At 74.2% G+C, this 22,575-nt stretch carries 19 protein-coding genes; 10 read left to right on the top strand and 9 right to left on the bottom strand.

Annotated elements, in window-relative coordinates; translation table 11 throughout:
• Positions 1–155 precede the first annotated feature (155 nt).
• From hrpA to HNR12_RS09355, 6 genes are all read left to right on the top strand, one after another.
• On the top strand, positions 156–4,085 hold the full coding sequence (gene hrpA, locus HNR12_RS09380) for an ATP-dependent RNA helicase HrpA (protein WP_179767125.1): 3,930 nt from the start codon (positions 156–158) through the stop codon (positions 4,083–4,085).
• Positions 4,086–4,229: 144 nt separating this feature from the next.
• Positions 4,230–5,276: a lactonase family protein gene (locus HNR12_RS09375; protein WP_179767124.1), complete on the top strand. Its 1,047-nt coding sequence runs from the start codon at positions 4,230–4,232 to the stop codon at positions 5,274–5,276.
• 123 nt (positions 5,277–5,399) lie between these two features.
• Complete coding sequence (locus tag HNR12_RS09370) at positions 5,400–6,014, top strand: biotin transporter BioY (protein WP_179767123.1); 615 nt, start codon at positions 5,400–5,402, stop codon at positions 6,012–6,014.
• On the top strand, positions 6,011–6,739 hold the full coding sequence (locus HNR12_RS09365) for an energy-coupling factor ABC transporter ATP-binding protein (protein WP_179767122.1): 729 nt from the start codon (positions 6,011–6,013) through the stop codon (positions 6,737–6,739). The genes HNR12_RS09370 and HNR12_RS09365 overlap by 4 nt, the downstream gene beginning before the upstream one ends.
• On the top strand, positions 6,736–7,347 hold the full coding sequence (locus HNR12_RS09360; protein ID WP_179767121.1) for an energy-coupling factor transporter transmembrane component T: 612 nt from the start codon (positions 6,736–6,738) through the stop codon (positions 7,345–7,347). The genes HNR12_RS09365 and HNR12_RS09360 overlap by 4 nt, the downstream gene beginning before the upstream one ends.
• A gap of 116 nt (positions 7,348–7,463) precedes the next feature.
• A complete protein-coding gene (locus HNR12_RS09355) occupies positions 7,464–8,474 on the top strand; it encodes a threonine aldolase family protein (RefSeq protein WP_179767120.1) in 1,011 nt (336 codons plus the stop codon).
• 73 nt (positions 8,475–8,547) lie between these two features.
• On the opposite strand, the gene HNR12_RS09350 is transcribed toward HNR12_RS09355, so the two are convergent.
• Genes HNR12_RS09350 through fabG form a run of 3 tightly spaced genes read right to left on the bottom strand, consistent with a single transcriptional unit; the run spans position 8,548 to position 11,712 of the window.
• Positions 8,548–9,696: an acyl-CoA dehydrogenase family protein gene (locus HNR12_RS09350; protein WP_179767119.1), complete on the bottom strand. Its 1,149-nt coding sequence runs from the start codon at positions 9,694–9,696 to the stop codon at positions 8,548–8,550.
• A complete protein-coding gene (locus HNR12_RS09345; protein WP_179767118.1) occupies positions 9,693–10,898 on the bottom strand; it encodes an acyl-CoA dehydrogenase family protein in 1,206 nt (401 codons plus the stop codon). Before HNR12_RS09345 ends, HNR12_RS09350 begins: the two co-directional genes overlap by 4 nt.
• Positions 10,899–10,953: 55 nt before the next feature.
• Positions 10,954–11,712 (bottom strand): 3-oxoacyl-ACP reductase FabG, encoded by a 759-nt coding sequence (fabG, locus tag HNR12_RS09340; RefSeq protein WP_179767117.1) that lies wholly within the window; start codon positions 11,710–11,712, stop codon positions 10,954–10,956.
• Between the two features lie 300 nt (positions 11,713–12,012).
• On the opposite strand from fabG, the gene HNR12_RS09335 reads away from it, so the two are divergent.
• The 4 genes from HNR12_RS09335 (at position 12,013) to HNR12_RS09320 (ending at position 15,886) form a co-directional block, all read left to right on the top strand.
• Complete coding sequence (locus tag HNR12_RS09335; RefSeq protein WP_179767116.1) at positions 12,013–12,765, top strand: amidohydrolase family protein; 753 nt, start codon at positions 12,013–12,015, stop codon at positions 12,763–12,765.
• A gap of 443 nt (positions 12,766–13,208) precedes the next feature.
• Positions 13,209–13,973 carry a glycerophosphodiester phosphodiesterase gene (locus HNR12_RS09330; RefSeq protein ID WP_179767115.1) on the top strand — a complete coding sequence of 255 codons (765 nt, stop codon included), beginning with the start codon at positions 13,209–13,211 and terminating at the stop codon, positions 13,971–13,973.
• Positions 13,974–14,301: 328 nt separating this feature from the next.
• A complete protein-coding gene (locus tag HNR12_RS09325; protein WP_179767114.1) occupies positions 14,302–14,820 on the top strand; it encodes an ATP-binding protein in 519 nt (172 codons plus the stop codon).
• A gap of 247 nt (positions 14,821–15,067) precedes the next feature.
• Positions 15,068–15,886 (top strand): helix-turn-helix domain-containing protein, encoded by an 819-nt coding sequence (locus tag HNR12_RS09320; protein WP_179767113.1) that lies wholly within the window; start codon positions 15,068–15,070, stop codon positions 15,884–15,886.
• A 183-nt stretch (positions 15,887–16,069) separates the two neighbouring features.
• On the opposite strand, the gene HNR12_RS09315 is transcribed toward HNR12_RS09320, so the two are convergent.
• The 6 genes from HNR12_RS09315 to HNR12_RS09290 form a co-directional block, all read right to left on the bottom strand.
• Positions 16,070–16,303: a DUF397 domain-containing protein gene (locus HNR12_RS09315; protein ID WP_179767112.1), complete on the bottom strand. Its 234-nt coding sequence runs from the start codon at positions 16,301–16,303 to the stop codon at positions 16,070–16,072.
• Between the two features lie 211 nt (positions 16,304–16,514).
• Entirely contained in the window at positions 16,515–17,600 is a 1,086-nt protein-coding gene (locus HNR12_RS09310) for a metal ABC transporter substrate-binding protein (RefSeq protein ID WP_179767111.1), read from the bottom strand.
• A gap of 127 nt (positions 17,601–17,727) precedes the next feature.
• Positions 17,728–18,396: a potassium channel family protein gene (locus HNR12_RS09305; RefSeq protein ID WP_179767110.1), complete on the bottom strand. Its 669-nt coding sequence runs from the start codon at positions 18,394–18,396 to the stop codon at positions 17,728–17,730.
• A 43-nt stretch (positions 18,397–18,439) separates the two neighbouring features.
• Positions 18,440–19,870: a TrkH family potassium uptake protein gene (locus HNR12_RS09300; RefSeq protein WP_179767109.1), complete on the bottom strand. Its 1,431-nt coding sequence runs from the start codon at positions 19,868–19,870 to the stop codon at positions 18,440–18,442.
• A 175-nt stretch (positions 19,871–20,045) separates the two neighbouring features.
• Positions 20,046–21,335, bottom strand: a complete 1,290-nt coding sequence (nhaA, locus tag HNR12_RS09295) for a Na+/H+ antiporter NhaA (RefSeq protein WP_179767108.1) — start codon at positions 21,333–21,335, stop codon at positions 20,046–20,048.
• 236 nt (positions 21,336–21,571) lie between these two features.
• Positions 21,572–22,483: a cation diffusion facilitator family transporter gene (locus tag HNR12_RS09290; protein WP_179767107.1), complete on the bottom strand. Its 912-nt coding sequence runs from the start codon at positions 22,481–22,483 to the stop codon at positions 21,572–21,574.
• Positions 22,484–22,575 lie beyond the last annotated feature (92 nt).

Genomic DNA, 22,575 nt, shown 5'->3' with positions numbered 1-22,575 from the left:
TCTCGGAGTCCCAAAACCTCGGAGCCCCCGAACCCCGAAACCGCGAACCCCGAACCCCGAACCCCGAAGCGTGGTCGCAGCGTCGGCGCGCCCGGGGCGGCGCCTGTGGACAGCCGCGAAAACCCCTTGTGCGGGCCCATATCCTGGGGGTTGGTATGAAAACACCGCCCGCGGCCGTCCCCGGCGCCCACCTCCGTGACCTCCGCGAACGCCTCTCCCCGCTGATGCTGGCCGACCGGCACCGGCTGCGCCGGCGTATCGACGGCCTCCAGAAGGTCCGCGACGACCGCAAACGCGCCGACATCAGCGCCCGCATCGCGGCCGAGATCGACACCGCCCAGGCGCGCGTCGACCGCCGCGCCGCCGCCGTACCCCGCATCACCTACCCCGAGGACCTGCCGGTCAGCCGGCGCAAGGACGACATCGCCGCCGCCATCCGCGACCACCAGGTCGTGATCGTCGCCGGCGAGACCGGCTCGGGCAAGACCACCCAGCTGCCCAAGATCTGCCTGGAGCTGGGCCGGGGCGTGCGCGGCGCCATCGGCCACACCCAGCCCCGCCGGCTGGCCGCGCGCACCGTCGCCGAGCGCATCGCCGAGGAGCTGGACTCCCCGCTCGGCGAGGCCGTGGGCTACAAGGTCCGCTTCACCGACCGCTCCGGCGACGACACCCTCGTCAAGCTGATGACCGACGGCATCCTGCTGGCCGAGATCCAGCAGGACCGCATGCTGCGCCAGTACGACACCCTGATCATCGACGAGGCCCACGAGCGCAGCCTCAACATCGACTTCCTGCTGGGCTACGTCAAGCAGCTGCTGCCGCGCCGCCCCGAACTGAAGGTCGTCATCACCTCGGCCACCATCGACCCCGAGCGGTTCTCCCGGCACTTCGACAACGCCCCCATCGTCGAGGTCTCCGGCCGCACCTACCCGGTCGAGGTCCGCTACCGCCCCATCGACGAGGACGCCGACGAGGACCAGGTCCAGGCCATCTGCGCGGCCGTGGCCGAACTTCAGGGCGAGGGCCCCGGCGACATCCTCGTCTTCCTCAGCGGCGAGCGCGAGATCCGCGACACCGCCGACGCCCTGGCCAAGCAGCGGCTGCGCGACACCGAGATCCTGCCGCTGTTCGCCCGGCTGTCGGCGGCCGAGCAGCACCGCGTGTTCGCGCCGCACCGCGGCCGCCGCGTGGTCCTGGCCACCAACGTCGCCGAGACCTCGCTGACCGTGCCCGGCATCCGCTACGTGGTCGACCCCGGCACCGCGCGCATCTCCCGCTACAGCCACCGCACCAAGGTGCAGCGGCTGCCCATCGAGCCCGTCTCCCAGGCGTCGGCCAACCAGCGCAAGGGGCGCTGCGGCCGCGTCGCCGAGGGCATCTGCATCCGGCTGTACTCCGAGGAGGACTTCCTCTCCCGCCCGGAGTTCACCGACCCCGAGATCCTGCGCACCAACCTCGCCTCGGTCATCCTGCAGATGGCCTCGCTGGGCCTGGGCGACATCGCCGCCTTCCCCTTTGTGGAGGGCCCCGACCGCCGCCAGATCAAGGACGGCGTCAACCTGCTGCAGGAGCTGGGCGCGCTGGACCCCGGCGAACCCGACCCCGGCAAGGGCCTGACCCCGCTGGGCCGGCGCCTGGCGCAGCTGCCCATCGACCCCCGGCTGGGCCGCATGGTGCTGGAGGCCCAGGACAACGGCTGCGTGCGCGAGGTCATGATCATCGCGGCGGCGCTGTCCATCCAGGACCCCCGCGAGCGCCCCGCCGACAAGCAGCAGGCCGCCGACGAGTTCCACGCCCGCTTCGCCGACAAGGACTCCGACTTCCTGGCCTACCTCAACCTGTGGAACTACCTGCAGGAGCGCCAGCGGGAGCTGTCGGGCAGCCGGTTCCGCCGGCTGTGCCGCGACGAGTACCTCAACTACCTGCGGGTCCGCGAGTGGCAGGACATCTACGGCCAGCTCAAGCAGACCGTCAAGGCCATGGGCGTCACGCTCAACAGCACCGCGCCCAACCCGCGCGAGGTCCACGTGTCGCTGCTGTCGGGCCTGCTGTCCCACGTCGGGCTCAAGGACCCCGAGAAGCACGAGTACCTGGGCGGCCGGGGTGCCCGGTTCGCCGTCTTCCCCGGCTCGGCGCTGTTCAAGCGGCAGCCGCGCTACGTCATGGCCGCCGAGCTGGTCGAGACCTCCCGGCTGTGGGCCCGCATGGTCGCCCGCATCGAGCCCGAGTGGGCCGAGCGGCTGGCCGGCCACATCGTCAAGCGCAGCTACAGCGAGCCCCACTGGGAGAAGAACCGCGGCGCCGTCATGGCCTATGAGCGGGTCACCCTCTACGGCGTGCCGATCGTGGCCCAGCGCAAGGTCAACTACGGCTCCATCGACCCCGAGGTCTCGCGCGAGCTGTTCATCCGGCACGCCCTGGTCGAGGGCGACTGGACCACCGGCCACCGGTTCTTCCACGACAACCGGCGGCTGCTGGAGGAGGTCGAGGACCTCGAACACCGCGCCCGCCGGCGCGACATCCTCGTCGACGACGAAACCCTGTTCCGCTTCTACGACGAACGCGTGGGCGCCGAGGCGGTGTCGGCCGCGCACTTCGACACCTGGTGGAAGCGCGCCCGCCGCGCCGACCCCGACCTGCTCAGCTTCGAGAAGTCGATGCTGATCAACGAGGGCTCCGACGAGGTCAGCGAGGAGGACTACCCCGACGTCTGGCGCCAGGGCGACCACTCCTTCGCGCTGAGCTACCAGTTCGAGCCCGGCGCCCAGGCCGACGGCGTCACCGTCACCGTCCCGCTGACCGTGCTCAACCAGGTCGGCGAGGACGGCTTCGACTGGCAGATCCCCGGCCTGCGCCAGGACCTGGTCACCGCGCTGATCCGGTCCCTGCCCAAACCCCTGCGGCGCAACTTCGTGCCCGTGCCCGACCACGCCCGCGCGGTGCTGAAGACCCTCACCCCCTACACCGAGCCCCTGGTCGACGCCCTCGCCCGCGAACTGGGCCGGATGAGCGGCGAGCGGATCTCCCCGGCCGACTTCGACCCCTCCCGGGTGCCCGACCACCTGCGCATGACCTTCCGCGCCGTCGACACCCGCGGCCGCACCCTCGCCGAGGAGAAGGACCTCGCCGCGCTGCGCGCCCGCCTCAAGCCCACCCTGCAGAAGGCGATCTCGGCCGAGGCCCGCGACCTGGAGCGCACCGGCCTGACCGCCTGGGACTTCGGCCCGCTGGAGCGGGTCTTCGAACGCCGCTCCGCCGGCTTCGCCGTCAAGGGCTACCCCGCCTTCGTCGACCGCGGCGCCGCCGTGGACGTCCGGCTGTTCGACACCGAGGCCGAGCAGCGCCACGCCATGTGGGCGGGTGTGCGGCGGCTGCTGCTGCTCCAGGTGCCCTCGCCGGTGGCCGTGGTGCAGCGCGGCCTGGACAACCGCACCAAGCTCGCGCTCAGCCACAACCCCCACGGCGGGGTGCCGGCGCTGTTCCAGGACTGCCTGGAGTGCGCCGCCGACTCCCTCATGGCCGACCGCGGCGGGCTGGCGGCGCTCACCTCCGCCGACGGCGCGGCCTGGGACCCCGACGCCTTCGCCGCACTGCGCGAGCACGTGCGGGCCGAACTCGCCGACACCCTCGCCGAGGCCGTCGACCGCACCGCCCGGGTGCTGGCCGCGTCGCACGAGCTGGGCCGCAGGCTCCGGGGCACCACCAGCCTGGCCGTGCTGCCCTCGCTCAACGACATCCAGGGCCAGCTCGCCGGCCTGATCCGGCCCGGGTTCGTCACCGACGCCGGGCTGGCCCGGCTCGCGCACCTGCACCGCTACCTGCGGGCGGTCGACCTCCGGCTGACCAAGCTGCCCGACAACCCCCGCCGCGACCAGGTCAACATGGCCAAGGTCGAGCAGATGCGCCAGGCCCGCGAGCACCTGCTGGCCGCGCTGCCGCCCGGCCGCGAGCACGACCCCGACGTCCGCGAGATCCGCTGGATGCTGGAGGAGTTCCGCGTCAGCCTGTTCGCCCAGGAACTCGGCACCGCCCACCCCGTCTCCGAGAAGCGCATCCTGCGCGCGATCGAGGCCGCCAAGGGCTGACCCCGGGGCACGGCGCCGCGCCGGGCATAATGGGGCGCCGCCGGCGGGCCGTCCGCGCGGCCTCCTCCGCCGCAGGAGTGCGTCCGCGCTCGGCGGGGAATGACCCCGGCTGACCTGCCGCGACGAACGGACGGAAGAACCACCATGAGCGACCCGCGCCTGCTGTGGATCGGCACCTACACCGCCGCCACCGACCCCCGCGCGGCCGGGGTCGGGGTGTACCGCGCGTGGCTCGACCCCGCCACCGGCGCGCTGAGCGGCGGCGAGCCCGCCGCCGCCGCGTCCAGCCCGTCCTTCCTGGCCGTCCACCCGCACCACCCCGAGCGGTTCTACGCGGTCAACGAGCGCGCCGAGGGCACGGTCTCCGGGTTCGGCTCCGAGGCCGCGGTCCTGCGCTCGCTGGGGTCGGCCGGCACCTGCGGCGGCCTGCCCTGCCACGTCCTCGTCCACCCCGCCGGCCGCCACATCGTGGCCTGCGACTACGCCGACGGCCGCGTCAGCGTGCACCGCCTGCTGCCCTGCGGCGCGCCCGAGGAGCCGCTGGCCGTGCTGCGCGGCAGCGGCAGCGGCCCCGTCCGGGGCCGCCAGGACGGTCCGCACGCCCACTCCTCGGCCCTGGCCCCCGGCGGCGAGTACCTGCTCGTGGCCGACCTGGGCGCCGACGTCCTGCGCCGCTACCGCTTCGACGCCGACGCGGCCGACCCCGTCTCCGACCCGGGCACCGCGATCCACCTCGAACCGGGCACCGGCCCCCGCCACATGGCGGTGCACCCCAGCGGCCACATCTACGTCGTGGGCGAGCTGGACGCCCGGGTGCACGTGCTGGTCTGGGACCCCGCCTCGGCCACCGCCCGCGAGACCGCCGTGCTGCCCGCGGGCGCCGACCCCGCCGGCCTGCCGTCCGAGATCGCCCTCAGCGCCGACGCGTCGCGCCTGTACGTGGCCAACCGCGGCCCCGACACCGTCACCGCCTTCGAGGTCACCGACGGCGGCGCCGGGCTGCGGCGTCTCGCCGAGGTCCCCTGCGGCGGCACCTGGCCCCGGCACTTCGCCCTGGCGGGGGAGTGGCTGATCGTGGCCAACCAGCAGTCGGCCGAACTGACGGTGCTGCGCCTGGACGGCTCCGGCGTGCCCCAGCCCACGCCGCACCGGCTGAGCGTGCCCGACCCCGCCTGCGTGCTGCCCGCCTGACACCGGGCCCGTGACCGCCGCCACCCGGCCCGGCCACGGGGCCGCGCGGGGCCATCACCGACAATGGAGGGGGGCGCCCGTGCGAACAGGGCGCCGTGAGAGCGTGGAGAGGACCAGACACCCATGCCCGACATCCCCCAGCGGCGGGTCCGCTACCGGGGCCTGACGGCCCGCGACATCGCGCTCATCGGGATCTTCGCCGCCCTGCTGGCCGTGCTCAGCATGCCCTTCGCCATCCCGGTCGGCCCGGTGCCCATCACCCTGCAGACCCTCGGCGTGATGCTGGCGCCCAGCCTGCTCGGCGCCAAGCGCGGCACCCTGGCGGTGCTCACCTTCCTGGCGCTCACCCTCGCCGGGCTGCCGCTGCTGCCCGGCGGGCGCGGCGGCGTGGCGCCCTTCCTCGGCCCCACCGGCGGCTACCTGCTCGGCTGGGTCGTCGGCGCCCTGGTCATCGGGCTGCTCGTGCAGCTGATGCTGCCGCGCTACCGCTTCTGGGCCGGCGTGGGCGCCAACATCGCCGGCGGCATCGGCGTCGTCTACCTCGTCGGGGTGCCCTGGAGCGCCGTCGCCCTGGGCGACGAGATGCTCGCCGCCCTGCTCGGCGTGGGCGTCTTCCTGCCCGGCGACCTCGCCAAGGCCGTGGCCGCCGCCGCCGTCGCCGCGGCCGTGCACCGCGCCTACCCCGTGCCCCCCGCCGGCCGCCCGGTGGCGGTGGGCGCCGAGGACGACGCCGGATGACCCTGCGGCTGGAGGGCGTGGGCCACGCCTACGCGGGCCGGCCGGTGCTGCGCGACATCACGCTGGAGCTGGCCGAGCACCGCATCGGGATCATCGGCGCCAACGGGTCGGGCAAGTCCACCCTGGCCCGCACCCTCAACGGACTCGTGGTGCCCGACTCCGGCCGGGTGCTCCTCGACGGGCTGGACACCCGCCGGCACGCGCGCGAGATCCGGCGGCGCGTCGGGTTCGTCTTCTCCGACCCCGCCGCGCAGATCGTCATGCCCACGGTCGCCGAGGACGTCGCCATCGGCCTGCGCCGCAGCGGGCTCAGCGGCGCCGAGATCGACGCGCGGGTCGCGGCGGTCCTGGAGCGGCACGGCCTGGCCGGGCACCGCGACCACCCCGCCCACCTGCTCTCCGGCGGCCAGCGGCAGATGCTCGCCCTGGCCTCGGTGCTGGTCACCGAGCCCGAGGTGCTGGTGTGCGACGAACCCACCACCCTGCTGGACCTGCGCAACACCGCGGTCATCGAGGACACCCTGCGCGCGCTGCCCCAGCAGGTCGTGCTGCTCACCCACCACCTGGACAGCCTGGCCGACTTCGACCGGGTTCTGGTCATGGACGAGGGGCGGGTCGTCTTCGACGGCGCGCCCGCCGACGCCGCGGCGCACTACACCGCCCTCATGCGCGCCGGCGCGGCCGCCGCCGCGCCGGAGGAGGGCCGCCCGGAGGCGCGGCCGTGACCGCCGCGCCGGCGGCGGCCGGGCTGTACGCGCCCGGCGACTCCTGGCTGCACCGCGCCCCGGCCGGCGCCAAGCTGGCGGCGCTGGTGGCGGCGGTGAGCGCGGTCGTGGCCGCCGCGAACCTCCCCGCCGCCCTCGCCGCGGCCGGGGCCGGGGCCGCGCTGTACCCGCTGTGCGGCCTGGGGGTGCGTCCGATCTGGCGCACCCTGCGGGCGCTGGCGCCCTTCCTCGTCCTCATCGCGCTGTTCCAGCTCCTGGCCGGCGACGCCTGGGCCGCCGCGCGGCTGTGCGCCCAGCTCGCCGGCGCCGTGCTGCTGTCGGGGCTGGTCACCGCGACCACGCGGGTCAGCGCGATGCTCGCCCTCTTCGAGCGGCTGGCCCGGCCCCTGACGGTGTTCGGCGCCGACCCCCGGCGGGTGGGCCTGGTGCTGGCGCTGACCATCCGGTGCATCCCCATGGTGGCGGAGTCCTGGCGCGCCTCGCGCGAGGCGTACATCGCCCGGGGCCTGCGCGGCCGCCCGCACGTGCTCGTGGTGCCGGTGGTGGTGGGGCTGCTGCGCTCGGCCGAGGCCATGGGCGAGGCGCTGACCGCGCGCGGCATCGACTGACGCGCGCCCCGCCCGCCGCCCGCGTACGGGCCGGGCGGAACCGGCCGGACACGCCCTGGCTAGGGTGGAAGCGCCCCGCCACCGGGGCCGCGGCAGGAGGGAGAGCGCACACCACCATGATCGATCTGCGTTCGGACACCGTCACCCGCCCCACCCCCGGCATGCGCCGGGCCATGGCCGAGGCCGAGGTCGGCGACGACGTGTTCGGTGAGGACCCCACCGTCCGGCGGCTGGAGGAGGAGACCGCCGCGCTGCTGGGCAAGGAGGCCGCCCTGTACGTGCCCTCCGGGCACATGTCCAACCAGCTGGCCGTCTACGCCTCCACCGAGAGCGGCGACGAGGTCTGGGCCCACCGCGACGCCCACGTGGTGGCCAACGAGCAGGGCGCGCTGGCCGTCCTGGCGCGGGTGCAGCCGCGCGTGTACGACTCCCCCGACGCCTACCCCGACGACGCGCTGCTGGAGGCGTGGATCCGCGGCGCCGACGACATCCACCGCGCCCGCCCCCGCCTGGTCTGCCTGGAGAACACCTTCACCGGCCGCGTCGTGCCGCGCGAGCGGCAGTTGCGCGTTGCCCGCTTCACCCGCGAGCACGGGATGCGCCTGCACCTGGACGGCGCCCGGCTGTGGAACGCCGCCGTCGCCCAGGGGCTGGCGCCCGAGGCGGTCGCCGAGGGCGCCGACACGGTGTCGGTGTGCTTCTCCAAGGGCCTGGGCGCCCCCGTGGGCTCGGCCCTGGCCGGCGACGCCGAAACCGTCGCCGCCGCGCGGCGCGCCCGCAAGCTGCTGGGCGGCGGCATGCGCCAGGCCGGGATCATCGCCGCCGGAGCGCTCTACGCCCTGCGCCACCACGTCGACCGGCTCGCCGAGGACCACGCCCGCGCCGAGCGGCTGGCCGCGGGCGCCGCCGAGGTCCCCGGCCTGCGCGCCGAGGCCCGCACCAACATGGTGGTGCTCACCGCGCCGCGCGGCCGGGCGCACCGGCTCGCCGGCCTGCTCGCCGACGAGGGGGTCGGCTCGGTCGTGCTCGGCGCCGACCGGCTGCGGCTGGTGGTGCACCTGGACATCACCGACGCCGACATCGACGACGCCGTCGCCGGGATCGCCAAGGCCGCCGCCGCGCTCTGAGGGCGCGGGGCGGCCCCGCGGGCGGCCGCCGGGGCGCACGCCGCCCCGGCCGCCGCGCCGCGCGGCCGGCCGCTCAGCCGACCTCGGCCGCCGGCAGGTCCACCAGCCGCGCCAGGGCCAGGCGGTGCCGGTCGGCGGTGCCCAGCGCGATGGCGTCGCTCTTGGCCCGCTTGAGGTACAGGTGCGCCGGATGCTCCCAGGTGAACCCGATACCGCCGTGCAGCTGCACCGCCTCCTCGGCGGCCTTGACCGCCACCCCCGACACGAACGCCTGGGCCAGCGCCGCGTTCAGCTCCGCCTCGCGGGCGGCCTCGGCGTCGCCGGGGTCCTGCCGCGCGGCAGCCGCCGCGCTGGCCGCGCCGCGCACCACCGCCCGCGCCTGGGACACGGCCACCCACAGGTCGGCCAGCCGGTGCTTGACCGCCTGGAAGGACCCGATGGGCCGGCCGAACTGGTGGCGGGTCTTGGCGTAGGCCACCGTGGTCTCCAGCGCCCACTCGGCCACACCCAGCTGCTCGGCCGACAGCAGGGCCGCCCCGGCCGTCAGCGCGCGCCGCAGCGCCCGGCCGGCGGCCTCGCCGGAGGCCACCCGCCGCGCCGCCGACGCGGTGAACGCGACCTCGGCCAGCGGCCGGGTGAGGTCCAGGCTCACCACGGGCGACACCCGCGCGGCCGCGGCCTCCACCACGTAGAGCCCCGGACCGTCGGGGCCGACCGCCGGGACCACCAGCACGTCGGCGGTCACGGCGTCGACCACGCCGGTGACCGTGCCGCTCAGCGCGCCGTCCTCGGCGCGCACCGCCTCGGGGAAGGCCGCGCCCGGGGGAGTGGCCAGCGGCACCGCCAGCGCCGCCACGGCCTCGCCCGAGGCCAGCGCGGCGATGTCGCCCTCGGCCTCGGCGCCGGCCTCCAGCAGCGCGGTGGTGGCCAGCACGGCGCTGCCCAGGAACGGCACGGGCGCCACGCACCGGCCCAGCTCCTCGGCGACCACGGCCGACTCCCGCAGGCCGGCGCCCGCGCCGCCCAGCTCCTCGGCCACCGGCAGCCCCGCCACGCCGATGCCGGCCAGCTCCTTCCACAGCGCGGTGTCGGTGACCTGGTCGCCCTCCACGCGCGCCAGCACCGCCTCGGGCGGGCTCTTGTCCTCCAGCAGCGAGCGCACGCTGGCCCGCAGCTCCTGTTCGACCTCGGTGTAGAGCAGGTCCAGACGCTTCTCGCTCACTTGGGCAGGTCCTTCCACGCGACGTCCTTGTCCACCCGGATCTCCCCGGGCAGGCCCAGGACCCGCTCGGCGATGATGTTGCGCAGGATCTCGGAGGTCCCGCCCTCGATGGAGTTGCCCTTGCTGCGCAGGTAGTGGAACCCCGGCGAGCGCGCGGCCAGCGACACCCCCTCGGGGCGGCGGAAGGTCCAGTCGTCGTAGAGCATGCCCTCCTCGCCCAGCAGCTCCAGCTCCAGCCCGGAGATCTCCTGGTTGAGCCGCGAGAAGGCGAACTTGGCCGCCGATCCCTCCGGCCCCGGCTGGCCCACCGCCAGCTGCTGGCGCAGCCGCTCCTTGGTCAGCCGCGCCGCCTCGGCCTCCACCCACAGCCGCAGCAGGGCGTCGTGCAGGCCGGGGGTGCGCAGCTCGGGCCGCGTGCGCCAGATGTGCGCGGCGACGGCGATGAGCCCGCCCTCGCGCGGCTCGGGGTGGCCGCCGATGGCGACCCGCTCGTTCATCAGCGTGGTCTGGGCCACCCGCCAGCCCTCGCCCTCGGCGCCGAGCCGCTGGGAGTCGGGGATGCGGACGTCGGTCAGGTAAACCTCGTTGAACTCCGCCTCGCCGGTGAGCTGGCGCAGCGGCCGGACCTCCACCCCATCGGCGGACATGTCGCAGATGAAGTAGGTCATGCCCTTGTGCTTGGGCACGTCGGGGTCGGTGCGGGTGACCAGGATCGCGAAGTGCGCCCGGTGCGCCAGGGAGGTCCACACCTTCTGCCCGTTGACGACCCAGGTGTCACCGTCGCGCACCGCCCGGGTGCCCAGGGCCGCGAGGTCGGAGCCGGCGCCGGGCTCGCTGAAGAGCTGGCACCAGACCTCCTCGCCGGTGTAGAGCGGCTTGAGGTAGCGGGCGCGCTGCTCGGGCGTGCCGAAGGCCAGGATGGTCGGCGCCGCCATGCCCAGGCCGATGACGAGCCCCTCGCGGCCGGTGGGGACGAACCCGAGGCGCTCGAACTCCTGGTCGACGACGGCCTGCAGGGAGCGGGGCGCGCCCAGGCCGCCCTCGCCCTCGGGGAAGTGCACCCAGGCCAGCCCGGCGTCGAAGCGGGCGGCCAGGAACTCGCGCTGGTCGGTGGTCGCGGGGTCGTGTGTCTCGACGAGGGCGGCGACCCGCCGCCGCAGTGCGGGCGCGTCGAGCGACGCGCCCGCGGGGGCCGTTGTCATGGAACCTCCGAACTGAGGGTCAGGCGGGGGGTGGGGTGCGGCCGCGGCGGCCGGGTCAGTCGCGCGGGCCGCCGGCGACGTAGATGACCTGGCCGGAGACGAACCCGGCCTCCTCGCTGGTGAGGAAGGAGACGGTGGCGGCGATGTCCTCGGGCCGGCCGGTGCGCCGGACGGGGATCTGGGCCGCGGCGGCGGCCTTGAACTCCTCGAAGTCCATGCCCACGCGCTCGGCCGTGGCGCGGGTCATGTCGGTCTCGATGAACCCGGGCGCCACGGCGTTGGCGGTCACGCCGAACTTGCCCAGTTCGATGGCGATGGTCTTGGTGAAGCCCTGGAGGCCGGCCTTGGCGGTGGCGTAGTTGGCCTGCCCGCGGTTGCCCAGCGCCGAGGTGCTCGACAGGGAGACGACGCGGCCCCAGCCCTGGGCGGTCATGTGCTCCTGGACGGCGCGGGTCATCAGGAACGAGCCGCGCAGGTGCACCTGCATGACGGTGTCCCAGTCGTCCTCCGACATCTTGAACAGCAGGTTGTCGCGGATGACCCCGGCGTTGTTGACGAGGATGGTCGGCGGGCCCAGGCGCTCGGCGACCAGCGCCACGGCCGCCGCCACCTGCCCGGGGTCGCTGACGTCGGCGCCCACCGCCAGGGCCGTGCCGCCGTCGGCGGTGATCCGGTCGACGGTGGCCTGGGCGTCGCTCTCCTTCAGGTCGACGACGGCCACGGCGCGGCCGTCGGCGGCCAGCCTGCGCGCCGTGGCCGCGCCGATGCCGCGGGCGGCCCCGGTGACGATCGCGACGCGACGGGTTTCTGACATTGGCTACCTCCGAGGGGGTGGTCCAGGACACATCGAGCCGATCCTATCCACTCATACCGACCAGGTGGTATGTGGGGTGGTCCCGGGCGCGGCGCGGCGGCCGCGCGCCCCTGCGCCTCCGCGCCGCCCCCGCCCCGGCGCGGACCGAGTCCGAAACGAGTCCCCGCCCGGCCCACGGCGGTGCGCTGGACGTACTAGCGTGGTCGACCGGGCCCCACCCCGCAGCGGGCACCCCTCGGGCCCCGGTTCCCCGTCCGCTCGTGCGGTCCTCCCCGACCCCGGCCGAAACGAGGCGCTGCGTTGTTCGACGCCCACCTCCACATCATCGACCCGCGCTTCGCGCTGCCCGGCAACGACGGGTACCGACCCGACCCGTTCACCGTCGACGACTACCGCGCCCACGCCGAGGCGCTGGGGGTCACCGGCGGCGCCGTGGTCGCCGGGTCGTTCAACGGCACCGAGCAGGACTACCTGATCGCCGCGCTGCGCGAGCTGGGGCCCGCCTTCGTGGGCGTCGCCCAGCTGCCGCCCGAGACCTCCGACTCCCACCTGCGCGACCTGCACGCCGCCGGGGTCCGCGCGCTGCGCATCAACCTGGTCCGCGGCCCGGCCGGCGACCTGGACGCCCTGGTCCAGCTCGGCATGCGCGCCGCCGAACTGCTCAACTGGCCCACCGAGCTCTACGTCGACGCCCGCGACCTGCGCCGCCTGGCCCCCCGCATCGCGCCGCTGCCCCGCGTGAGCGTGGACCACCTCGGCCTCAGCCAGGAGGGCCTGCCCGCCCTGCTGGCGCTGGTGGGCACCGGCGCCCGCGTCAAGGCGACCGGTTTCGGCCGCGGCGACCTCGACGTGCCCGAGGCCCTGCGCGCCATCGCCGAGGTCAACCCCGGCGCCCTGATGGCCGGCACCGACCTGCCCTCCACCCGGGCGCCCCGGCCCTTCGACCCCGCCGACCTGCGGCTCATCGCCGACACCCTCGGCGCCGCCGCCGATCGGGTGTTCACCGCCAACGCGCTCGACTTCTACGGGATCGCCGAGACCGGCGAGCGGTAGGTCCGGCGCGGGCCCCGTGCGCGCGGCCGCCGCGCGGTGTCGGGAGCCGGCAGGCGGCGGCAGGGGGCGGCCCCCCGCGCCCGGGGTGGTGCGTCCACCACATCCCCGGTAGAGCGGGCCGGTCAATCCACGCGGCGCCGGGGAAAGCGCGTTGCGCGGCGATAGGGTGACGCAGTGACGAAGCCCCGGCGGCACGGCGCGGCGACCGCGACCGGGCAACGGCCCGGCGCGCTCCACCGGGCGATCACTCCTCGGCCACCGCGTGTTGGCCGGGAGCGGTGAGGCTTGAAGACAGGCCCCACGAGGACCGAGTGGAAAGAGGCGGTGGCCATGTCGCTCGTCGGCACCGCGGCACACCGGGCGCCCGATCCGGCCGCGCGGCGCCGCGGCCCTGTCCGCGCCCCGGCGCAGCCCGCCCGGGCGCACATCCGGGGTGACCGGCGGTGATCGTCGTCGCCCACCGCGGCGCCTCGGCGTACGCGCCCGAGAACACCCTGGCGGCCCTGCGCGCCGCCCGCGAGCGCGGCGCCGACATGGCCGAGATCGACGTCCGCCCGACGGCCGACGGCGCGTTCGTCGTCATGCACGACTCCACCCTGCGCCGCACCACCGACGTCGCCGACGTCTTCCCCGAGCGCCGCACCTTCAACGTCGCCGACTTCACCCTCGCCGAGATCCGCCGCCTCGACGCCGGCGCCTGGTTCGGCCCCGGCTTCGCCGGTGAGCGCGTCCCCACCCTGCACGAGAGCCTGGAGGTCCTGCGCGAGGAGGGCCTGGGCGCGCTGGTGGAGCTGAAGGTGCACCGCCGCGACCGCGACCGGGCCATGGCCCGCCGCCTGGCCGAGGAGCTGAGCACCGACCCGCACTGGCGCGAGGCCGGGGCCGAGGGGCGGCTCATCCTGCAGAGCTTCGACTGGGTCATGCTGCGCGAGATCGCCGCCGCCGCCCCCGCGCTGCACACCGCCGCGCTGGGCAAGACCTACGGGCGGCTCGGCCTGCGCCGGATCGCCCAGTACGCGCGCTTGATCAACCCGCACCACCTGCGGGTGTCAGCGCCCTATGTGCGCCACGCCCACGCCCAGGGGCTGGCGATGTTCGGCTGGACCGCCAACAACGACCAGGCCATCCGCCGCCTCATCCGCGACGGGGTGGACGGGATCATCACCGACTACCCCGACCGCGTCCACCGTACGCTGCTCGCCGCCTGACCGAGGCGCCTTCGCCGCGCCACCGGGCCGCCCACCCGCGCGGACGGCCCCGCGCCCGCCGCCGACCACGTACCCGATTGCCCAACGTTTCTGCAGGTCCGACCGGTCTTTCATGATCTGCGGCAGAAACTCTGCGGGCAACTCAACGCTTTCACTGAAGTCCCGGGCACGGGTGCCCTAGGATGCCTGCATGCGGTGAATGCACGTGCATTTGGTTCCTGCGCGACATCCGCTCCCGATGCTGCGGCAGCCGGCCGGACCGGCTCTGGGGCCCGATGAAGACGACTGCGAGGGGATCGCGGTGACCGGACAACCAGCCCGCGAATCGATGGGAAGACTGGACGACGGCGACTGTTCGGGGCCGTTCGCGGCACCCTCTCCACGGGCGTGGTGGTCGTCCGTCCTGCTGAACGGCGCCCCCGACCACAACGGCCGTGCGCGGGCACCGCACGCCGACCACCTCTTCTTCCGCCTGGAGGCCGAGCCCGCCGCACCGGCGGCCGCCCGCGAGATCGCCGTCGGCGTCCTGCGCGAGTGGCGCATGGGCGCGCTGGTGGCCGACGTCGAACTCGTGGTCTCCGAACTCGTGACCAACGCCCTGCGCCACGGCCGCCCCTCCGCGCGCCCGGCCGCCCTCGACGACCCCATCCGCATGGGCCTGCTGCGGCGCGGCGGCGAGTTCGTCTGCGCCGTCTGGGACCGCGGTGAGCGCATGCCGATCCCCCGCGAACCCGACCTCCGGCTGGAGAACGGCCGCGGACTGCACCTTGTGGCGTGTTTCTGCCGCGCCTGGGGTGTCCTTCCCGTCCTGCCCCAGGGGAAGTACGTCTGGGCGAGTTTCCACTGACCACCGTCCGCCCGCACACCCCCGGGCGGCCCCGGACCACCCTCCGCGCCGGCGCCGGACGCGCGCTTCGGCGCCCGTTCGGGGTGCCGCTGATCGAGTTGTCGGTCCAATCGGCGATATCGTGGGCTTGCGTGGGTATGCCATGCGGCGCGGCGGTCCCCGGCGGGTTCCGCCGGAGTGGAGCAGGGAGGCACCGGCAGTGGACATTGCTCGTCTGAAGAAGGGGAGCGGTCCCACAGTGCGCCGGATGCTGCTGGGATCGGAACTGCGCAAGTGCCGGGAGGCCAAGGGCCTCACCCGGGCCGAGGCCGGCCACTACATCCGCGGCTCGGAGTCCAAGATCAGCCGTATGGAGCTGGGCCGGGTCGGCTTCAAGGTGCGCGACGTCGAGGACCTGCTGAAGTTATACGGGGTCACCGACAGAGAACAGATCCGCACCATGGTGCAGCTGGCCCGCGACTCCAAGAAGCCGGGCTGGTGGCAGGCCTACGGCGAGAGCCTGCCCAACTGGTTCCAGGTCTATGTCGGCCTTGAGGAGGCCGCAACCCGCATCCGGGTCTACGAGGCGCAGTTCGTGCCGGGCATGCTGCAGACCGAGGAGTACGCCCGCTCGGTGATCGCCCTGGGCAACCGCGTCAAGCCGGTCGAGACCGAGGACCGCGTGGCGGTGCGGATGCGCCGGCAGCGCCACGTGCTCAGCGGCGCCTGCCGGCTGTGGGCCATCATCGACGAGGCCGCGGTGCGCCGCCCGGTGGGCGGCCCCGACATCATGCGCGGGCAGCTTGAGCGGCTGATCGAGCTGAGCGAGCGCCCCAACATCACGGTGCAGATCATCCCGTTCAGCGTGGGCGCGCACGCCGCGGCGGTGGGGTCCTTCACGATCCTGCGCTACCCCGACTTCGGGCTCTCCGACATCGTCTACCTGGAGCAGCTCACCGGGTCGATGTGCCTGGACCGGCGCAGTGAGATCGACGTCTACACCATGGCCATGGAGAACCTCAGCGTCATCGCCGACACCCCGGCCCAGACCACGCTGCGGCTCAAGGACATGATGAACGACCTCTGAGCCCCTGCGGAGCGGCCCGGAGCCGTTCCGCGCGGCGCCGAGGCGGTCCGGCCTTGCTCCGCCCCGTGAGGCGCGACGCCTCGGACGCGCAGCGCAAGAAGGGCCCCGCGACCGGCCCGCAGGCCGTTCGCGGAGCCCTGACCACGCGCCGGGGGGGCGGCGCATGGGCGGGTCGGCCGGGGGCTACCCCAGCAGGTTGTCGAAGTCGCCGTCCTTGGCGCCGAGGATCAGGGCGTCGATCTCGGCCTGGGTGTAGACCAGCGCGGGGCCGTCGGGAAAGCGGGAGTTGCGCATGGCGATGGACCCGTCGGACAGGCGCGCCATCTCGACGCAGGTGCCCTGGTGGTTGCTGCGCCGGCTCTTCTGCCAGGCGACGTCGTGGAGTTCGGAGGCCGCGATGCCGTTGTAGGCGTCCATGGGAAAACTCCTCTGGGTCGGTGGCGCAGTTTCACAGAGCGGGGGAGCACAGCTAACTGCACCGTCCAATGCACGTGCATCAGCACCGTACTTTGATCAGGATAACTCACGTGCATACTCTCTGTCCGCCCCTCGCCACTGATTTGTGACGTGGAAAGGGCCCGTTCCCCCCGCGCGGCGGGGAACGGGCCCGGGCGGTGCGCCCGCGGCGTCAGCCGCAGTCGAGCGCGGTGCTCAGCGCCTCCAGGTTGCCGCGCATGATGGAGGGGTAGTCGTCGCCGGGCGAGGCGTCGGTGACCCCCTCCAGCGGGTCGAGCACGGCGGTGTCGGCTCCGGTCTCCTCGGCGATGGTCTCGGCCGACTCCGGGCTGGTCAGCGGCTCGGTGAAGACGGTCTGGACGTCGTGCTCGCGGACGACCTCGGCGACCTCGGCCATGCGCGCCGGCGAGGGCTCGGAGTGGGAGTCCAGCCCGGCCACGGGGATCTGGTGGAGGTCGTAGCGCGCGGCGAGGTAGCCGAACGCGGTGTGGCTGACCACGATGTCGCGGCTGCGGCAGTCGGCCAGGCCGGCGGTGTAGTCCTCGTGGATGCCGTCGAGGAGGGTGGTGACCTCCTCGGCGTTGGCGGCGTAGGCGTCGGCGTGGTCGGGGTCGATCTCGGCGAGCCGGTCGGCCAGGCCCGAGGCGGCCTCGGCCATGCGGTCGGTGTCGAGCCACATGTGCGGGTCGAACTCGCCATGGTCGTGGCCGTCGTGGCCGCCCTCGTCGTCGTGGGACGCCTCGGCGCCCTCGTCCTCGGCGTGGGCGTCCTCGGCGTGGTCGTGGGACTCCTCGGCCGCGTGGTCCTCCTCGGCGTGGTCGTGGCCGCCCTCGTCGTCGTGGGACTCCTCGCCGCCGTGGTCGTGGGACTCCTCGGCGGCGTTCTCCTCGGCCGTGCGGAGTTCGACCACGTCGGCGACGTCGAGGGCGTTGCCGTCGCCCTGCTGGGCCACGGCGTCGTCGACCGCCGGCTGCAGGCCGCTGACGTAGAAGGCGAGGTCGGCGTCGGCCACCTGGCCGACCTGGCGCGGGGTGAGTTCGAGGTCGTGGGGCTCGGCCCCGGGCTCCGTGAGGTTGGCGACCTCGACGTGGTCGCCGCCCACCTGCCCGGCCAGCCACTCCAGCGGGTAGACGCCGGTGACGACGCTGAGCCGTTCGCCGGACCCGCCCTCGCCGCCCCCGCCGGTGCCGCAGCCCGCCACGGTGAGCATCCCGGCCGCGCACACGGCGGCCACCTTGACATACGTCCGTCCTCGCATGGGCTCCATCATCGCGAAAATGAAAATGGTTGTCAATTTGCGGCAATGTGAGCAATATGGGGCGTATGTGGCTGTTGTCCCGTGATGTCCGGACCGGCGGGTGTGGACGGGCGGACGCGTGCCGGCCTCAGTTGATCTCGGCGAACCGCTCCACGGCGTCGGTCTTGCCGGCGACCACGATGATGTCGCCCTTCTGCGGAACGGTGTCGGCCGTGGCGTAGGTGAACTGCTCGCCGTGGCGCTTGATGCACACCACCGTGATGCCGTGCTTGGTGCGCACCTTGGTCTCGCCCAGCTTGCGGCCGATCATCTCGCGCGGCGCCTTGGTCTTGCCCAGCGCGAAGTCCTCCTCGATCTCGACGTAGTCGAGCATCCGCCCCGAGACCAGGTGCGCCACGCGCTCGCCCATGTCGTGCTCGGGCAGGACGACGTGGTGGGCGCCGATCTGCTGCAGGATGCGGCCGTGCCGGCGGCTGGTGGCCTTGGCCCAGATGTGCGGCACGCCCATGTCCACCAGGAGCGAGGCGGCCAGGATGCTCTCCTCCAGGTGGGTGCCGATCGCCACGACCGCCCGGGTGAACTCGTGCGCGCCGACCTGGCGCAGCGCCTCGTCGTCGGTGGCGTCGGCCACCACGGTGTGGGTCAGCGACTCGGCGTAGGCCTGCACCAGGCGCGGGTTGGAGTCCATGCCCAGCACCTCCCAGCCGTGCGCCACCAGCTCCAGGGCCAGGGAGCTGCCGAAGCGCCCCAGCCCGATGACGAGCACGCGCTTGTCGTTTGGCCTGCTCCGCTGCACTGTGTTCTCCGTCCCGTTGCGGCCCGGCCCTGCGCCGGGTCCTCTAACCAATAATCGGACGCGACTCGGCCAGATCGTAGCGCCGGGTGTGCTCGCGCAGGGCCAGCGCCGAGGCGAACGTGATGGGGCCGATCCGGCCGGCCAGCATGAGCACGACCAGCAGCAGCTGCGCCCCCTCGGGCAGGTCGCCGGTGATCCCGGTGGACAGCCCCACCACGCCCGAGGCCGACACCACCTCGAAGAGCACGACCTCCAGCGGGTAGGTCGTGGCCACCAGCAGCGCCACCGTGGAGGCCACGACCACCGTCATCGACAGGAACGTCAGGCTCAGTGCCTCGCGGATCACCGAGGGCGGGAGGCGGCGGCCGAAGACGTGGACGTGGGGGTGGCCGCGGATCTCCGCCCACACCACCAGGAACAGCACCGCCAGCGTGGCCACCTTGATGCCGCCGGCCGTGCTGCCGCTGCCGTTGCCCACGAACATCAGCATGATCGTGACCAGCAGCGTGGACTCCTCCATGGCGCCCACGTCCACCGTGTTGAACCCGCCGCTGCGCGGCATGATCCCGTGGAAGATCCCGTTGACCAGCCGCGCCTCGGTGCTGAGGCCGCCCAGGGTGGCGGGGTTGGTCCACTCCAGGAGGGGGACCAGCACGATCCCGGCCGCGAACAGCAGCCCCGTGGTGGTCATGGTCAGCTTGGTGTGCAGGCTCCAGCGCCGGGGGCTGCGCAGGTGGCGGCGCAGCTCCAGCAGCACCGGGAAGCCCAGCCCGCCCACGATGGTGGCCGCGGCGATGGGCAGCAGGATGACGGGGTCGCCGGAGAACCGGGTGAGGCTGTCGTCGTAGAGGGACAGCCCGGCGTTGTTGAAGGCCATGATCGAGTGGAAGGCCCCGCTGTAGAGCACCTCCAGCGGGGACATGCCGTGGGACAGCCACAGGCGCGGCACGATCACCGCCGCCAGCACCGCCTCGCACAGCAGGCTGGTGCGCACCACGCGGCCCACGATCCCGCTGACGTCGCCGACACTGAGGCTGCGGGTCTCGGCCTGCACCGTGAGCTGCATGCGCAGCCCGAAGCGGTGGATGACCACCACGCCCAGCACCGAGGCCAGGGTCATGATCCCGATGCCGCCGACCTGGACCAGCGCGGCCACCACCAGTTCGCCGAACACCGACAGCTCGCTGCCCAGCCCGATGACCGCCAGCCCGCACACCGCCAGCGCGCTGGTGGCGGTGAACAGCGCCTCGACCACGGTGAGGCTCTCGCCCTCGGCGTGGGCGGCGGGCAGCAGCAGGACCAGCGCGCCCAGCAGGTCGGCGACCACGAACAGCAGCACGAACACGCGCGCCGGGCGGCCCCACAGGGCGCGGGGGATGTCGCGCGGCAGCGTGGGGCGCCGCCAGAGCCGCGCCAGCCTGCGGTAGACGGCGCTGCGCACGGTCTGGGCGCGGTCAGGCTGGGGTGTTCGCATCGGGGTCCTGATCGGGGTGCTGGGGTGGCCTTCGGTGGGGCCGCGGCCGGCCGCGGGTCCCGGCGCACCTGGACGGGGAACGCACCACCATCCAACCGCGTTCCGCGCCCGGCCGCGGGGCCAACGCCGCGTGTCGGGCCCGTCGGCTCATGATGCCACCGAAGGCGGGGCCGGTTCAGGACCCGGCGGCTCCGGCGCCCGCCTCGGCGGTGTCGTAGCCGTGGCGCCGGTAGTGGGCGCTGCGCACGCCCAGCACCAGGGCGGCCAGCACCGTGGCAACCAGCGAGGCCACCAGCACGCCGGCCTTGGCGTCCTCCATCATCTCCGGGTGCTCGGGGAAGGACAGCTCGGTCACCAGCAGCGACACCGTGAAGCCGATCCCGGCCAGCAGCGACATGCCGAAGATGTCGACCCAGCGCAGCGAGGGGTTGAGTTCGGCGCTGGTGACCTTGGTGGTGATCCAGGAGCCGCCGAAGATGCCCAGGAGCTTGCCGCAGACCAGGCCGACGATCACGCCGAGCGCGGCGGTGTCGGAGAAGATCGCGTCCAGGCCGGTGAAGGCCACGCCCGCCGACATCATCGCGAAGAAGGGCAGCACCACGCCGGAGGACCAGGGGCGGATGACGTGCTCGGCGCGGTGGCTGGGGTCGGTCTCCTCGCCGGGCAGGGCGACGGTGCGCATGAGCATGCCCATGGCCACGCCGGCGATGGTGGCGTGCACGCCGCTGGCGTGCATCAGCGCCCAGGCCGTGACGGCGAGGGGGATGTAGACGACCCAGTTGGGCACGGGGGAGCGGTCCAGCGCGGCGGCCAGGCCCCGGCCGCGCTGGAGGTAGCCGAAGACGGCGAGGAGGGCGATCGCGCCCAGCAGCGGCAGGAACGCCAGGTGGTCGGTGTAGAAGACGGCGATGACGACGATCGCGCCGAGGTCGTCCACGATGGCCAGGGTGAGCAGGAAGGTGCGCAGCGCGGGGGGCAGGTAGCGGCCGACGACGGCGAGGATGGCGACCGCGAAGGCGATGTCGGTGGCCATGGGGATGCCCCAGCCGCCCAGGGCGTCGGGGTTGCCCAGGTTGATCAGCGCGTAGATGGTGGCGGGCACGACCATGCCGCACAGCGCCGCGATGATGGGCAGCATGGCGCGGCGCGGGTTGCGCAGCTCGCCGTGCACGAACTCCTGCTTGAGCTCGTTGCCGACGACGAAGAAGAAGATCGCCAGCAGGCCGTCGGCGGCCCACGCCTCGACGCTCAGGTGCAGGTGCAGCGGCTCCGGGCCGAAGGAGAAGGTCCGGATGGACTCATAGGCCCCGGCCCAGGGGGAGTTGGCCCAGACCAGTGCGACCACGGCGCCCGCGATCAGCAGGAAACCGCTGACGACGTCCTCGCGGAGGGCGTCGGTGAGCCTGTTGAGGCCGCTGGGCCTGCCGGCCCCGCCGATCGCGCCCGGGCTCCGTCCCTCGGTCATGTATCGCGCTCCCCACAAGCTGGTCGACGTCGTGACGCACCGGCTCCGCCGCGGCCCGCGCCCGGCGCGCCCGAGGGCGTGCCGGGCGGCCGGCGGGGGCGCGCAGGCGCCCGCCCCGGCCGGGCGGCGACGTTGCCGACCCCTTCGGTGCTTTGTCCAGGTCACGACCTGTCCGCACCGTTGGGGTCCGATGACGATACCCCGCCGGGCGGTGCGGCGCGCCCGGCGGGGGCGGCTCAGGCGTGGCAGGGGCCCTCGTGCTCGACGTGGCCGGCGGGCTCCAGTTGCAGTGTGGAGTGCTCGACGTCGAAGTGCCCGGACAGACACGCGTGCAGGTCGTCCAGCACGCGCCCGGCGTCGGCCAGGCGGCCGTCCTCGACCACCACGTGCGCCGACATCACCGGGGTGCCCGAGGTGATGGTCCAGGCGTGCAGGTCGTGGACGTCCAGCACGCCGGGCTGGCGCATCAGGTGGGCGCGGACCTCGTCGAGGTCGACGTTGCGCGGCGTGGCCTCCAGCAGGACGTGCACGGCCTCGCGCAGCAGGCTCCAGGCGCGCGGCACGATGAAGGCGGAGACGGCCAGGGAGACCAGGGAGTCGACCCGCTCCCAGCCGGTGAGCCAGATCAGCCCGCCGCCCACCAGCACGCCCACCGAGGCCAGGGCGTCGCCCATGACCTCCAGGTAGGCGCCGCGGACGTTGAGGCTGTCGCGCTGGCCGCCGCGCAGCACCAGCAGCGCGACCACGTTGGCGGCCAGTCCCACCGCGGCCACGGCCGCCACCCAGGGGCCGGCGACCGGCTGGGGGTCCAGCAGCCGCCGCACGGCCTCGACGGCGACGAACCCGCACAGGGCGAAGAGGGTGAGGGCGTTGAGGGCGGCGGCCAGCACCTCGGCGCGCTGGAGGCCGAACGTGCGGTCGGCGCTGGGCGGCCGTGCGGCGACCCACACCGCCACCAGGGCCAGCACCACGCCGAAGGAGTCGGCGACGGTGTGCCCGGCGTCGGCCAGCAGCGCCAGGCTGCCCGAGGTGGCGGCGCCGGCGACCTGCACCACCGCCACCCCCAGCATCAGCGCCAGTGCGGCGGCCAGCCGCCAGCGGTTGGCGGCGGCGGCCGTGGCGTGGCCGTGGCCGTGTCCGTGGCCCATGCGGATCCTCCTCGCGCGGGCGGCGCCCGAGTGCCTACTGTTCAGTCGCCACTGTTTATACAGCCTGGACTGTCTATACAGCAAACGCTGTA

It is taken from the genome of Streptomonospora nanhaiensis, from assembly GCF_013410565.1.
In the GTDB taxonomy this organism is placed as follows: Bacteria; Actinomycetota; Actinomycetes; order Streptosporangiales; family Streptosporangiaceae; genus Streptomonospora; species Streptomonospora nanhaiensis.
Note: the sequence above shows the minus strand (reverse complement) of the source record. Positions and strands in the feature narration are given on the sequence as shown.

Bases quoted from the DNA above. Each gene is read 5' to 3' on its own strand.
- HNR12_RS09325 (WP_179767114.1), top strand. From the start codon at position 14,302: ATGGGAAGACTGGACGACGGCGACTGTTCGGGGCCGTTCGCGGCACCC.
- HNR12_RS09355 (WP_179767120.1), top strand. From the start codon at position 7,464: ATGATCGATCTGCGTTCGGACACCGTCACCCGCCCCACCCCCGGCATG.
- hrpA (WP_179767125.1), top strand. From the start codon at position 156: ATGAAAACACCGCCCGCGGCCGTCCCCGGCGCCCACCTCCGTGACCTC.
- fabG (WP_179767117.1), bottom strand. From the start codon at position 11,712: ATGTCAGAAACCCGTCGCGTCGCGATCGTCACCGGGGCCGCCCGCGGC.
- HNR12_RS09345 (WP_179767118.1), bottom strand. From the start codon at position 10,898: ATGACAACGGCCCCCGCGGGCGCGTCGCTCGACGCGCCCGCACTGCGG.
- HNR12_RS09290 (WP_179767107.1), bottom strand. From the start codon at position 22,483: ATGGGCCACGGACACGGCCACGGCCACGCCACGGCCGCCGCCGCCAAC.
- HNR12_RS09365 (WP_179767122.1), top strand. From the start codon at position 6,011: ATGACCCTGCGGCTGGAGGGCGTGGGCCACGCCTACGCGGGCCGGCCG.
- HNR12_RS09375 (WP_179767124.1), top strand. From the start codon at position 4,230: ATGAGCGACCCGCGCCTGCTGTGGATCGGCACCTACACCGCCGCCACC.
- HNR12_RS09315 (WP_179767112.1), bottom strand. From the start codon at position 16,303: ATGGACGCCTACAACGGCATCGCGGCCTCCGAACTCCACGACGTCGCC.
- HNR12_RS09300 (WP_179767109.1), bottom strand. From the start codon at position 19,870: ATGCGAACACCCCAGCCTGACCGCGCCCAGACCGTGCGCAGCGCCGTC.
- HNR12_RS09370 (WP_179767123.1), top strand. From the start codon at position 5,400: ATGCCCGACATCCCCCAGCGGCGGGTCCGCTACCGGGGCCTGACGGCC.
- HNR12_RS09310 (WP_179767111.1), bottom strand. From the start codon at position 17,600: ATGCGAGGACGGACGTATGTCAAGGTGGCCGCCGTGTGCGCGGCCGGG.
- HNR12_RS09320 (WP_179767113.1), top strand. From the start codon at position 15,068: ATGCTGCTGGGATCGGAACTGCGCAAGTGCCGGGAGGCCAAGGGCCTC.
- nhaA (WP_179767108.1), bottom strand. From the start codon at position 21,335: ATGACCGAGGGACGGAGCCCGGGCGCGATCGGCGGGGCCGGCAGGCCC.